14 protein-coding genes are annotated in these 13,076 nt (G+C 66.8%); 10 read left to right on the forward strand and 4 right to left on the reverse strand.

Annotation, left to right across the window (positions count from 1 at the left end; translation table 11 throughout):
• Positions 1–112: 112 nt before the first annotated feature.
• On the reverse strand, positions 113–1,372 hold the full coding sequence (locus tag AC4ELH_RS08075; protein ID WP_498883837.1) for an ammonium transporter: 1,260 nt from the start codon (positions 1,370–1,372) through the stop codon (positions 113–115).
• A 188-nt stretch (positions 1,373–1,560) separates the two neighbouring features.
• Here AC4ELH_RS08075 and AC4ELH_RS08080 point away from each other — a divergent pair, with 188 nt between their 5' ends.
• The 3 genes from AC4ELH_RS08080 to AC4ELH_RS08090 are packed head-to-tail and all read left to right on the forward strand — an operon-like array spanning position 1,561 to position 4,279.
• Positions 1,561–2,874: a cytosine permease gene (locus AC4ELH_RS08080; RefSeq protein ID WP_498883838.1), complete on the forward strand. Its 1,314-nt coding sequence runs from the start codon at positions 1,561–1,563 to the stop codon at positions 2,872–2,874.
• Positions 2,871–3,560 (forward strand): biuret amidohydrolase, encoded by a 690-nt coding sequence (gene biuH, locus AC4ELH_RS08085; protein WP_498883840.1) that lies wholly within the window; start codon positions 2,871–2,873, stop codon positions 3,558–3,560. The genes AC4ELH_RS08080 and biuH overlap by 4 nt, the downstream gene beginning before the upstream one ends.
• Positions 3,557–4,279 carry a GntR family transcriptional regulator gene (locus tag AC4ELH_RS08090; protein ID WP_211156382.1) on the forward strand — a complete coding sequence of 241 codons (723 nt, stop codon included), beginning with the start codon at positions 3,557–3,559 and terminating at the stop codon, positions 4,277–4,279. Before biuH ends, AC4ELH_RS08090 begins: the two co-directional genes overlap by 4 nt.
• A 7-nt stretch (positions 4,280–4,286) precedes the next feature.
• Here AC4ELH_RS08090 and AC4ELH_RS08095 read toward each other — a convergent pair whose 3' ends face one another.
• From AC4ELH_RS08095 to AC4ELH_RS08105, 3 genes are read right to left on the reverse strand one after another with little or no spacing between them, the layout of a single operon-like run.
• Entirely contained in the window at positions 4,287–5,657 is a 1,371-nt protein-coding gene (locus AC4ELH_RS08095) for an alpha/beta hydrolase (protein ID WP_498883842.1), read from the reverse strand.
• The gene (locus AC4ELH_RS08100; RefSeq protein WP_211156380.1) at positions 5,654–6,598 is read right to left on the reverse strand and encodes a UTP--glucose-1-phosphate uridylyltransferase; all 945 of its coding nucleotides are present in this window, start codon (positions 6,596–6,598) and stop codon (positions 5,654–5,656) included. Before AC4ELH_RS08100 ends, AC4ELH_RS08095 begins: the two co-directional genes overlap by 4 nt.
• Before the next feature lie 44 nt (positions 6,599–6,642).
• Entirely contained in the window at positions 6,643–7,242 is a 600-nt protein-coding gene (locus AC4ELH_RS08105; protein ID WP_498883844.1) for a nitroreductase family protein, read from the reverse strand.
• An 87-nt stretch (positions 7,243–7,329) separates the two neighbouring features.
• Between AC4ELH_RS08105 and AC4ELH_RS08110 the strand changes: the two genes are divergently transcribed.
• The 7 genes from AC4ELH_RS08110 to AC4ELH_RS08140 all read left to right on the forward strand — a co-directional run bounded on the left by AC4ELH_RS08110 (position 7,330) and on the right by AC4ELH_RS08140 (position 13,055).
• Positions 7,330–8,595 (forward strand): aspartate kinase, encoded by a 1,266-nt coding sequence (locus tag AC4ELH_RS08110; protein WP_044521271.1) that lies wholly within the window; start codon positions 7,330–7,332, stop codon positions 8,593–8,595.
• Between the two features lies 1 nt (position 8,596).
• Positions 8,597–9,631 (forward strand): aspartate-semialdehyde dehydrogenase, encoded by a 1,035-nt coding sequence (locus AC4ELH_RS08115; protein ID WP_498883847.1) that lies wholly within the window; start codon positions 8,597–8,599, stop codon positions 9,629–9,631.
• 40 nt (positions 9,632–9,671) lie between these two features.
• Complete coding sequence (locus tag AC4ELH_RS08120; protein WP_211158310.1) at positions 9,672–10,763, forward strand: DUF4185 domain-containing protein; 1,092 nt, start codon at positions 9,672–9,674, stop codon at positions 10,761–10,763.
• A gap of 72 nt (positions 10,764–10,835) precedes the next feature.
• A complete protein-coding gene (locus AC4ELH_RS08125) occupies positions 10,836–11,267 on the forward strand; it encodes a hypothetical protein (protein WP_498883849.1) in 432 nt (143 codons plus the stop codon).
• A gap of 50 nt (positions 11,268–11,317) precedes the next feature.
• The gene (locus AC4ELH_RS08130; RefSeq protein ID WP_124713236.1) at positions 11,318–11,755 is read left to right on the forward strand and encodes a Fur family transcriptional regulator; all 438 of its coding nucleotides are present in this window, start codon (positions 11,318–11,320) and stop codon (positions 11,753–11,755) included.
• A gap of 113 nt (positions 11,756–11,868) precedes the next feature.
• On the forward strand, positions 11,869–12,396 hold the full coding sequence (locus tag AC4ELH_RS08135; RefSeq protein ID WP_498883850.1) for a hypothetical protein: 528 nt from the start codon (positions 11,869–11,871) through the stop codon (positions 12,394–12,396).
• 17 nt (positions 12,397–12,413) lie between these two features.
• Positions 12,414–13,055: a sensor domain-containing protein gene (locus AC4ELH_RS08140; protein ID WP_498883852.1), complete on the forward strand. Its 642-nt coding sequence runs from the start codon at positions 12,414–12,416 to the stop codon at positions 13,053–13,055.
• The last annotated feature ends 21 nt before the right edge of the window (positions 13,056–13,076 follow it).

Consider the following 13,076-nt stretch of genomic DNA (forward strand, 5'->3'; position numbering starts at 1 on the left):
TGTTATGAATCAAGGTATCACAGTAGGAAACTTCAGCAAGCCGAGGAAACCCCGGTCACCGGCTGCCGTGAGAGCGGTCCACGGCAGCCGGGCCGGGGAATCAGACTGACTGTCAGGCGAATTCGAGCTCGTAGGCCGAATCCCGGTGGAACTTGGTGTCGATTCCCTTCTCCTCCTCGTCGGAGGAGATGCGGATTCCCATCGTCTTCTTGAGGACATAGGCGATGGCGAAGGCGACCGCGAACGAGTAGACGGCCACCGCACCCGCGGCGATCGCCTGCTTCCACAGCTGTTCGAGACCGCCGCCGTAGAACAGACCGCTGACCTTGCTCGGCATGGCCTCGGAGGCCAGCAGGCCGATCAGCAGGGTGCCGATCACACCACCGACCAGGTGGACACCCACCACGTCCAGGGAGTCGTCGTAGCCGAGCTTCTCCTTGAGGCCGACGGCGAGCACGCAGACCGCGCCGGCGATGGCGCCCAGGACGATGGCGCCGACGGGGGTGACAGCGCCGCAGGCCGGGGTGATGGCGACCAGGCCGGCAATCGCACCCGACGCCGCACCCACGCCGGTGACGTGGCCGGTCTTGAGCTTCTCGACCGCGATCCAGGCCAGGGTGGCGGCACAGGTGGCGACAAATGTGGTGACCATGACGATCGCCGCGGAATTGCCTGCGGCCAGGGCGGATCCGCCGTTGAAGGCGTACCAGCCGGCCCACAGCATGCCCGCACCCAGCAGGGTCAGCGGAACGTTGTGCGGCTTGCGTAGCTGGCCGAACAGTGCGGACTTGCCCAGCACGATGGCCAGCGCCAGGGCGGCGGCGCCGGCGTTGATGTGCACCGCGGTGCCACCGGCGAAGTCGACCGCGTGCAGCTTGTTCGCGATCCAGCCGCCGACGGAGTCCTCCGAGAACGTCCCGTCAAAGGCGAAAACCCAGTGTGCGACAGGGAAGTACACCAGCACGGCCCAGACGCCGGCGAAGATCATCCAGGCGCCGAACTTCATCCGGTCGGCGACCGCGCCGGAGATCAGCGCCACGGTGATGGCCGCGAAAAGTGCCTGGAAAAGGGAGAATAGGCTGACTGGTAGGCCATTGACGGACGTCATCGGCTCAACCAGATTCTTCATGCCTGCGAACTCGGTGATGCTGCCGAGCAGTCCGAGGTCGCCGTAGGACGTCCCGAACGCCATCGAGAAGCCGAACAGCACCCACAGCACGCCCACCAGGGCGACTGCGCCGAACGTCATCATCATCATGTTCGTCGAGCTCTTGACCGAGACCATGCCGCCGTAGAACAGGGCAAGGCCCGGGATCATCAGCGTGAGGCCGATGATGCAACACAGCATGAATGCCGTGGTTCCTGTATCCATCAACATCTCCTGGGGGTGGCGGCCCGGACGGGCCGATCACTGGGAGTTGACGACGTTTCTGTTACGTGGACCGGCTCGTTGTGTTGCGGTGACGTAAACCTCGGCGCCGCACGGCGGTGAGGACCCCGTTACGGAACGTTCATCGACAGAAACGCTCGGGAAATCCGTATACCGCACCGTATACAGCCATGGATACAGCGCACGCCGAACATCATTCGGCGCTTGGTGAGGAGTACGAGAACCAGCCCGTCCCGGCGTCCGCCCGGAAATCGCTGTTCGCGGTGTCGGCGGTGTGGGTCGGATTCCCGATGATCATGACGTCGGCGGTGTTCGCCGGCATCGTCGTCTACAACCTCGGCTTCGTCGCCGGAATGGCGGCGATCGTCGTCGGCGACCTCATCCTCATGGGCTACGTGGGCACGCTGAGCTACCTGGCCGGGCGCTCCGGCAAGAACTTCGCGCTCACCGCAGCGGACACCTTCGGAGCCAAAGGTTTTCGCATCGTCTCGGCATTCCTCTCCGCGCTGGTGATCGGCTGGTTCGCCTTCCAGACCGGAATGGTGGGCTCGACGCTCAACCTGTCCATGGGGTGGAGCGCACCGTGGATCACGCTGCTGGCCGGGGTGCTGTTCGTGGCGCTGACCTTCGTCGGGATCCGGGCGATCTCGTGGATCGGGGTGGTGGCGTCGGTCCTGTTCATCCCGCTCGGTGTGGTCGCCGTGGTGTTGGCGGCGGCCGATGACGGCATCGGCTCGGCCCTGTCCTACGGCGGCGGAGCCGGGGCGAGTGCGTTCAGTTTCGGTGTCGCTGTGACGATGGTCTTCGCGTGCTTCGCCGACTCGGGCACCATGACCGCCGATTTCACGCGGTGGGCCCGTAACGGTAAGGAAGGTGCGCTGGCGGCGTTCGCCGCATTCCCGGTCGCCTACTTCATCGCTCAGCTGGTCGGAGCGCTCGTGGTCGCGCTCGGCGCCGCCGCCGCGGCCGACACCGCAGGCGGCGACTTCCTGCACGTCCTGGTCAGCGCCGGGGGAGTCCTGGTGCCCCTGGCGATCGTGTTCGTCTTCGTCAACCTGGGCAGCGTGTGTGCGCACTGCCTGTACAACGGGGCCGTCGGATTCGGCAACATCACCGGAAAGACCATGCGCCAGTTGACGATCGTGCTCGGCATCGTCGGAACCGTTGCCGCGGTGGCCGGTATCTGGTCGTACTTCGCGACCTGGCTGAACATCCTCGGGGTGTTGGTACCCCCGATCGGCATCGTTCTCATCCTCGACCAGCTGGTGTTCTCCGCCAGGCGCACGTCATCGACCGCCGGGCTCTACTGGAAGCCGTTCGCCGCATGGGCGATCGGAGCCGGGGGAGCGCTGCTGACGCACTACTACGCGCCTCAGCTGTCCGATGCGGTCGTGGCGATGGTCGTCGGCGGCCTGGCCTTCACCGCCCTGGCGTACCTGCCGGTGCGCACCGAGCAACCCGTTCTCGTGGGAGAGACCGCATGACCGTCACCATTGCCGCCAACCCCTATGTGTGGCCCTACGACGGTGACATCCCCACCGGGCGAACGGCGTTGATCAACATCGACTGGCAGGTCGACTTCTGCGGCGAGGGCGGATACGTCGACACCATGGGTTACGACCTGTCCCTGGTGCGTACCCCGCTCGGCCCCGCGCAGGAGGTGCTCGCCGCGGCCCGCGCCGCCGGACTGTTCATCGTCCACACCCGTGAGGGCCACCGGCCCGACCTGTCGGACCTGCCGGCCAACAAACGCTGGCGCTCGGCCCAGATCGGTGCCGAGATCGGCTCGGCCGGTCCGTGCGGACGGATTCTCACCCAGGGTGAGCCGGGCTGGCAGTTGGTACCCGAGATGGCCGCTCTGCCAGGCGAACCCGTCATCGACAAGCCGGGTAAGGGCAGCTTCTACGCGACGGATCTGGACCTGGTGCTGCGCAGCCGCGGCATCACGCACATCATCTTCACCGGGATCACGACCGACGTCTGCGTGCACACCACCATGCGTGACGCCAACGACCGCGGATACGAATGCCTCGTCGTCTCCGACGCCACCGGTGCCACCGACTACGCCAACCACGTTGCGGCGCTGAACATGATCACCATGCAGGGCGGGGTGTTCGGGGCGCATGCCACCAGCTCCGATGTGGTGGCCGCGCTCAAGGAACTGCAATGACCACGACCCAAGTGGAGGAACCGGTCTCCCTGCGCGACCGTGTCTACCTCGACCTCGGCAAGTTGCTCATGGTCGGCGAGATCGACCATCGCACCCGGTTGGTCGAGTCCCAGCTGTGCGAGACGCTCAACGTCAGCCGGACCCCGCTGAGAGAGGCACTGGTCCGGCTGCACGCCGACGGCATGCTCGAACGCAGGCCCGACGGGTACTACCCGGTCGCGCTGGACATCCCGGGCGTCCGCGACCTCTACGAGCTGCGCATCACCATCGAGCTTCGCGGCATCACCCGGATCCTGGAAACCGATGAGCTGCACTACGACAAGGACCGGCTCGCGACATTGCGCGCGGAGTGGCTGGGCCTGAAGGCCAGCCCGCCCCCGCCGGACGGTGACATGGTGCTGCGCGACGAGTCATTCCACCTCGAGCTGTGCGCGGCATCCGGGAACAAGGCGATGGTGGCCACGCTCGACAACCTCAACCGGCGGATCCGGCTCATCCGGATGTACGACTTCGTCACCGAGGAACGGGTGATCGCCACCATCGACGAGCACCTCCAGATCGTCGACCTCCTGCTCGATGATCAGCTCGATGCCGGCCGTACCGCCTTGCATGAGCATGTCGGGGCGAGTTTCGACGTGGTCGAGCGGCGTGCACTGCGAGCGCTGAGCGCCCGAGCGCTCGGCCAGTCCGTCACCTCGCTGGAGGCACTCTGGAAGTAACGGTCGGCTAGTTCCCGTCCGATCCGGGCAGGGCTCGTTCTCGGACATTCGGGGTACCGAGCCGCCAGGCCAGCCAGGGCAGCGCTGCATCGAATGCCGTACTGGCCGCCTGGAAATCGTGCCCGCCCTTGTAGCCCACCACGGAGCATTCGACGTTGTAACCGCTCAGCAGGGCGCACAGCTTGTTGGCGTTGGAGGCGTGCTCCTCGGAGAACGTGTCCCACCCGGCGATCGCCTCCTCGGATGGAGGGGTGGTCGTGGGGTCACGGTGGACGGTCGGTGTGCTTTCGCCGACGCCGAGCCACGCCGCCATGGTGTCGTACGGGCCGTGCCGGGTGATCACCGTCTTGGGGTCGAATGCTTCCCAGGCCGCCCGGTCGCCACCGAAGAGTCGTGCGATGGTCTGGTCTTTGGTGCCCGCATTGGGGCCGAGGGTGCCGTCCAGCCAGACGAAGGCGCTGAACATCTCGGGATTGCGGACCGCGGTGTTCAGGGCACACGTCGCACCCGAAGACCACCCGGCCAGTCCCCAGTTCTCGGCTTTCGGGCTGACCCCGAAGCGTGAAATCAGGTAAGGCACCAGGTCTTTGGTCAGGTGGGAGGCGGCGTTGCCGCGGGTCCCGTCGACGCATTCGGTGTCATTGCTGAACTTGCCCGCGATGTCGGGGAATACGATGACCGGCGCATTGCCGTGATGCAGTGCGGCGAAGTCGTCGAGCGTCTGCAGGGCGCCGGTCGATTGCAGCCAGTCGTTGGGATGGTTGAACTCGCCGCCCATCAAGATGACCGCGGGTAGTTGTGGTGGCGGGTTGCTGGCGAACCAGGCCGGCGGAAGGTAGACCACCTCGGTCCGGTGCTCGAAACCCGATGCGTCGGCTGGGATGTTGACCCGCACCACCGTGCCGCGGGTCGGTACCTCACCGGACTGCTGAAGCGCGGCGAGCTGGGATTCATCGATCCACTGTTCCGGCTCGGTTTGGGTCAGCCGCAGCCAGGCAGCCCGAACCGTGGGGAAGTAGCCGGTCGCGGTGTTGAGCGCGGCAAGACCGCACACCACCATCATCACCACGGACAGCACGGATACCAACCGGCGCCACCACGCAGTGCCATGCCAGCCACCGATGAGAACCGTGACGGCGAATCCGAACATCGCCGTCCAGAAGATCGTGCCGAAGGAGATGGCGTCGGCGGACCAGCCCTGTTCCCGGACGATCAGTCGTGCGGCCGCCGCCAGACCGACGCCGACGAGCACTGCGGCGAGCAGCCAGCGCCTCATCCACTCCCGAGACCGGCCGCGACCGATCGCGACCACGATGGCGATCACTGCCAGCAGTTGCAGCGTGATCGGGATCAGTCCGTTGGTCAGGGACAAGTTCATGTGGGTGGGCCTTCCCCGATCTCACGCGAAAGCTTGTGTAGCAGCAGGTCTGGCTGGTCGGCCAACTGCCGTAGCGCGGCACCGTATTCGGGATGGGCCAACGCGAAGGCGAACTGTGCGACCAGGTAGTCGGCCGGATTGCCGGTGTCATACCAGTGCCCCTGGATCACCTGGCCGTAGACGGCATGGTCCCTGGCGTGGGCATTGATCGCGTCGGTCAGATAGATCTCGCCGGGCTGGGTCTGGGTGTACCAGCGCTTCGTCTGCTCTCGAAGCTCGTCGATGATGCCCGGTGTGACGACATAGCCACCGATCGCGGCGTACTCGGAGCGCGCCTCGTGCGGTTGTGGCTTCTCGACGATCCCGGTGATCCGCAGCAGCCCGCCGTCCAGATCCTCGTCGATGATCGGCACGCCGTACCGGCGGGAGTTCTCGGGAGCCATCGGCATCAACGCCAGCACCGGGGACGAGGTCTGTTCGTAGGCCCGGATCAGTTGTTGGGCGCGTGGCACCTCGGCGACGAAGACGTCGTCGGGCCACAGCACCAGGACCGGCTCGTCACCGAACGAGCGTGAGGCATTGAGCACCGGAGTGCCGTTGCCGTACGGACCGTGCTGATGGAGGTAGGTGATGTGGCCACGCGCGGAGAGCTCGCCGACCTCCTCGACCGCGTCGGCGTAAGCGTCCTTTCCGTCCGCGCGAAGCTGATCGACCAGTGTCGTGTTCGGCCGAAAATGCTCCTCTATCAAGTTCTTTCCGCCGGAAACGACGATCGTGATGTCGGTGATCCCGGAATTGACCAGCTCGCGCACCGTGTGCTCGATGACAGGCTTGTCGCCTACCGGCAGCATTTCCTTGGGGATGGCCTTGGTCAGCGGCAGGAGACGCGAACCGATCCCCGCGGCGGGGATGACGGCTTTGCGAATGGCCTGTCCTGCCATGTGTTCCTCTCCCGGTGCTTCACCAAAACTAGCCGGTGCGCCGGTCAGCCGAGCGGAATTCCCCAGCGCCCACCGAAGGCAATCTGCTCCAGCGGTAGCCGTTCGCGGGGCCGGCCGTCGCGTTCGGCGATGGCCTCGTCGACGTGGGAGTAGTCGCCGAGCGTGCCGACGGCGATGACGGCCAACGGCCGCACACCGTCGGGAATCTCGAACGCTGCCCGGGCCCCGTCGACGTCGAAGCCCGCCATCGGATGGACGATCAACCCGCGGGACACCGCCTCGACGGTCAGCTGCGCGATCGCTGCTCCGGCGTCGACCGCCGAGTACAAGGCCGTCCTCTCATCTTCTCCCTGGTCGGCACACGCCAGGATCAGCGCGGAGGCCGCATGCGCGTAGCTGTTGCCGCGTTTGAGCAGGCCGGCCAATGTAACGAAGGTCTCATCCCCTCGCCGGCCCACGACAAACCGCACCGGCTGCCGGTGACCCCAACTGGCGGCCCAGCGTGCTGCCTCCAGCAGCGCGGTGACCTGGTCAGCGGTAATGGCGGCATCGGGATCGAACGCCCGGGGACTCCAGCGGGCCGCGAGATCGGGATGGATCGGCACAGAGGTGGCGGCCGGCCGACCGCTCGGCGTGTCAGGCACGTCAGCCAAGCTACCGGCGGAGAAAATCGCGTGCGCGTCTCCCTTATCCTGTTTGGGACTCATTCCCGAAGCTCGAAGGGTTAGATAGTGGCGCTCGTCGTACAGAAGTACGGCGGATCCTCGGTATCGGATGCCGATCGGATCCGTCGGGTGGCCGAGCGCATCGTCGAGACGAAGAAGGCAGGCAACGACGTCGTCGTCGTGGTCTCGGCGATGGGCGATACCACCGACGACTTGCTTGACCTGGCCCGTCAGGTTTCCCCGGCGCCGCCGGCGCGCGAGATGGACATGCTGCTGACCGCCGGTGAGCGCATCTCCAACGCCCTCGTCGCGATGGCCATCGAGTCCCTCGGTGCACAGGCCCGCTCGTTCACCGGCTCGCAGGCCGGCATCGTCACCACCGGCACCCACGGCAACGCCAAGATCATCGACGTCACCCCTGGTCGCCTGCGCGATGCGCTGGACGAGGGCGTCATCGTGCTGGTCGCAGGGTTCCAGGGCGTTAGCCAGGACAGCAAGGACGTCACCACGATGGGCCGCGGCGGCTCGGACACCACCGCCGTCGCCCTGGCCGCCGCGCTCAAGGCTGACGTCTGCGAGATCTACACCGACGTCGACGGCATCTTCACCGCCGACCCGCGCATCGTGCCCAACGCCCGCCACCTCGACACCGTCTCCTTCGAGGAGATGCTCGAGATGGCCGCGTGCGGCGCCAAGGTGCTGATGCTGCGCTGCGTCGAATACGCCCGCCGGTACAACGTGCCGATTCACGTTCGTTCGTCGTACACGGACAAGCCCGGCACCATCGTCAAAGGATCGATCGAGGACATCCCCATGGAAGACGCCCTTCTGACCGGAGTAGCCCACGACCGCGGGGAGGCCAAGGTCACCGTCGTCGGCCTGCCCGACGTGCCGGGTTACGCCGCCCAGGTGTTCCGCGCGGTCGCCGACGCCGACGTGAACATCGACATGGTGTTGCAGAACATCTCGAAGGTCGAGGACGGCAAGACCGACATCACCTTCACCTGTCCGATGGACAACGGCCCGACGGCCGTGGAGAAGCTGACCGCGCTCAAGGATGAGATCGGGTTCAGCCAGGTGCTCTACGACGACCACATCGGCAAGGTGTCGCTGGTCGGTGCGGGCATGCGCAGCCATCCCGGCGTCACCGCCAAGTTCTGCGAGGCGCTGGCCGAGGTCGGCGTCAACATCGACCTGATCTCCACCTCCGAGATCCGGATCTCGGTTCTGGTCAAGGACACCGAGTTGGACACGGCCGTCCGCGCGCTGCACGAGGCTTTCGACCTCGGCGGCGAGGACGAGGCCGTCGTCTACGGCGGAACGGGGCGCTGACATGGTCAACATTGGTGTCGTCGGTGCGACCGGCCAGGTCGGCCAGGTCATGCGCACCCTGCTGGAGCAGCGGAACTTCCCGGCCAGCTCGGTCCGGTTCTTCGCCTCGGCACGGTCCGAGGGCAAGAAGCTGACGTTCCGCGGCCAGGAGATCGAGGTCGAGAACAGCGAGACGGCCGATCCGTCCGGTCTGGACATCGCGTTGTTCTCCGCCGGAGCGACGATGTCGCGCGTGCAGGCCCCGCGGTTCGCCGCGGCCGGCGCGGTCGTCGTCGACAACTCGTCGGCCTGGCGCAAGGACCCGGACGTACCTCTCGTCGTCAGTGAGGTGAACTTCAAGCGCGACGGTCGGGTTCGTCCCAAGGGCATCATCGCCAACCCGAACTGCACAACCATGGCCGCCATGCCGGTGCTCAAGCCGCTGCACGAGGAAGCCGGGCTGACCCGCTTGGTCGTGTCGAGCTACCAGGCAGTGTCGGGCAGTGGCCTGGCCGGTGTCGAGGAGCTCGCATCGCAGACGCGCGCGGTGGTCGACGGAGCCGAGCAGCTGGTGCACGACGGCTCGGCGCTGACGTTCCCGGCGCCGGTGAAATACGTTGCGCCCATTGCCTTCAACGTGATCCCGTTGGCCGGCTCGCTGGTCGACGACGGCTCCGGTGAGACCGACGAGGACCAGAAGCTGCGCAACGAGAGCCGCAAGATCCTCGGTATCCCGGACCTTCTGGTCTCGGGCACCTGTGTTCGCGTTCCGGTGTTCACCGGGCACTCGCTGTCGATCAATGCCGAGTTCGCCCAGCCGCTTTCGGTTGAGCGGGCGAAGGAACTGCTGGCTGGTGCCGCGGGTGTGAAACTGGTCGACGTACCGACCCCGCTGGCCGCCGCCGGTGCCGACGAGTCCCTGGTCGGCCGGATCCGCCAGGATCCGGGTGTGCCCGACGGACGTGGTCTCGCTCTGTTCGTGTCCGGCGACAACCTGCGAAAAGGTGCCGCGCTGAACACGATTCAAATCGCCGAACTGCTGGCCGCCGAGCTCTGATCCGCGGGTGAACCCGGCCCGCAGGTTCGCCCTTGTCGCGATGCTTGCTGCGGCGGTGTGGCAGGCCCCTTTCGCCCGGGCCAATCCGGGCTTCGGCGATCCGGTGGTGCCTCCGCTGGCCCCCGGCCAGGTGTTGCGAATCGGGCCGAGTGCCGGAACCGGTACGCCCACGGCTGATTACGGCATCGGCGCGACGGACCTCTGTGAGTTCATGGAGTTTCCCAGCCGGGTGCTCCAGGTCTGTGGTGACAGCTTCGCCGGGCAGGCAGTCGGCTTCGGCGGCTGGCACTCGCCGGTGGCCCTGCACGTCGATGCCGACTCGATCGAGGACGCGGGCGGTGTGCGCTACCGAGGTGTCACCGGGGTCGACAAGCCGTTGCTGGCCGACCCGACGCCGCCGGGCGGATCCCAGTTGCCGGCCGGTGTGGTGGCGATCAACCGTGAGAACTACATGATGGTGACCACCACCTACAACCTCAAGCCGTACAGCTCCCGGTTGGTGAAAGCCGATGCGGCCCGGCCGAATTGGCCGACGGTGCCCGGTTCGGTGCGTGACGCCGAGTTTCTGGGTGGCACCCAGTCGCAGATCACGGGCTACTACGACCCGGTCCCGGCGCCGGATTCACCGAGTGGGTGGGTCTACATCCTGGCCAACAATTTCGACCGCAGCAGCCCGCCGTTCCTGTACCGGGCGAACCCGAAGACCTTCACCGACCGGGCCGGCTGGCAGGGCTGGTCGTCGGCGGGTGGATGGGGCAAGCCGCCGACGCCGTTGTTCGCCGACCGTACGGGGGAGATGAGCATCCGGCAGATCGACGGCAAGCCCGTGCTGTCGTACTTCAACGCCACCAACGGAAACATGGAGATGCGAGTCGCCTACGACCCGACCGGTCTGGGCGCGGCACCCGTGACCACGGTGGTGTTCGCGAGTGCCTGGCCCGATCCGGTCGACGCGTTGCCCCCGCCGGAGGTCAACCAGTTGGCCCAGCCCTACGGCGGCTACATCTCGCCGGGATCGACGCTGGATCAGGTCCGGGTTTTCATCAGCCAGTGGAACACAATGGCCCGCGGCGGCTCGCCGTACCGTGTGATCCAGTACGCGGTGAACCCGATCAAGCCCTGGGAGCAATAGTCCCGGGTCTTTCAAAGCTGATTCACAGCCAATTCTTGATCAGCACCTCACCAGCCCTCGCATGCTCGTGTCATGACTGAAACACCCCCCGATCCTGCGACCGAACCAGTGGCCGCGCCCGAGCCTGTCGCGGCAGCACCGGCGACCGTGGTCGCCACTCCCGCCCCGCCTGCCGAGAACAAGCCGAGTCGCCTGCTGCAGGCGCTCGCCTGGGTGGGTATCGCGGCCGGCACCGTCTTCATCGTCGCCGTGGTCTTCGGCACCGGGTTCTTCCTCGGTGCGCATTCCGGTGGCGGCGACGGCCATCACCACCGCGGCGGCCACGACCGCGGCGGCATGATGATGTTCCATCGCGGTGGACCGGACGGCGGACCGGGGCGGATGGGGCCGCAGCACGGCATGATGCCGCCGTGGGGCCCCGGTGGGCCGGGTGCGTTCGGTCCGGGCAGCGGCCCGCAGCGCCCTGAGACGCCGCCGACACCCGCACAGCCTGCGCGACCATAATCACAGCCCGCTCTTTTGGACTGACTCCAAAGAGCGCGCATACTGGAGCCGTGACCACGGTGCATGACCACGACCCCAAGGCCCTGTTGCGGGCTGCGGGGCTGCGTGTGACCGCACCGCGGGTCGCGGTTCTCCAGGCGCTGGCCGACCACCCGCATTCGACTGCAGACGATGTGGCGGGTCTGGCCCGCGAAAACCTCGGCTCGGTGTCGACCCAGGCGGTCTACGACGTGCTGCGGGCCTGTGTCAATGCGGGCCTGGTCCGTCGTATCGAACCCGCCGGCTCCTCGGCGCGCTACGAGACCCGCGCCGGCGACAATCACCATCACCTGGTCTGCCGGGTGTGCGGTGCGGTTGCCGACGTCGATTGCGCGGTCGGGCAGACCCCGTGCCTGGAGCCCTCTGAACTGGCCGGATTCGCGGTTGACGAAGCCGAGGTCGTGTTCTGGGGAGTCTGCGCGGATTGCCAGACACCCGCACCCAACTAGACCACTCTGCAGCCCAACGGACGCCCCGGCCACTTCCCCTTGGTGGCCGGGGCGCCTGTCTTTTCACCCAAGCACTGGGTGGGGTCCGGGGAATCGTGAGATTCTCGCTAACCATGACGCGCAATCGGCTCCCGGTTGCGGCACTGATCGCAGTGCCGCTGCTGGCCGCCGGGTGCGGCGCGGGGGCCGAACCCGAGCGAGGCGCGGCCATGGTCTTCTCCGTCGGCGATTGCGTGAGCGTCCCGGCGACCACACCCGCTGCGCCCGAAGTGACCCGCGCCGGCAAGGTGTCCTGCAGCGTCGATCCCAGCTACACCGTCGGGGCCATCGCCGACGGTGCCGGTAACTGCCCGAGCGCCGAATACCAGCACCTGCCCGCCAAGCTGGCCGATCCGTCGACCGCGCGCCTGTGCCTGGTTCCCAATCTGGTCGCCAATCACTGCTACGAACTCGGCATGCCCGCGGGCATGGTGGAGCTGACCGACTGCACCGCGCGCACCGAACGCGGCCCGGGCGTGATGGTTCAGGTGACCCAACGGCTGGACGTACGGGACGGGTCGGCCTGCCCCGCCGAAACAGGGCACTACGCCTGGCCTTACCCGTCGCCGGCGCGAACCTATTGCACGCGGACGGTTCACTAACTGGCATGATCGAGGCCATGCGTGCCCTGACTGTCGGTTTCGGGCTGGCCGGTCTCGCGCTGGCTTTGGCTGCACCTGCTGGTGCGCGTCCCTCGGATCCTGGTGTCGTGTCCTACGCCGTCATGCCCAAAGGCTCGGTGGGCAACATCATCGGCGCTCCGATGACGTGGGAGTCCCAGTTCAGCGTCCCGTTCCAGGCTTTCTCGGTGGAGAACCCGGTGTGCAACAACTGGGCCGACATCGGCCTGCCCGAGGTGTTCAACGACCCGGACCTCGCCTCGTTCAACGGCGCCACCACCCAGACGTCGGCCGGTGACGACAACCATTACGTCAAGCAGGCGATCGGGGTGTTCGCGACGCCGGAGGCCGCCGACCGGGCCTTCCACCGGGTGGTGGACCGCACCAACGGCTGCTCGGGCCAGACCACCGCGATGCACCTGGACAACTTCGTGACCCAGGTGTGGACGTTCACCGGCGGCCCGGCGAGCGCCACCGACGCGGATTGGGTGAAGCAGGAGGCCGGCACGGACCGCCGCTGTTTCAACACCACCCGCAAACGGGAAAACGTACTGCTACAAGCCAAGGTGTGCCAGTCCGGCAACGCCGGCCCCGCGGTCAACGTGCTGGCCGGCGCCATGCAGAACACGCTGGGGCAGTAGAACGTGTCGGTCAGATCTGGA

The sequence above is a fragment of the Mycobacterium shunyiense genome (genome assembly GCF_058270075.1).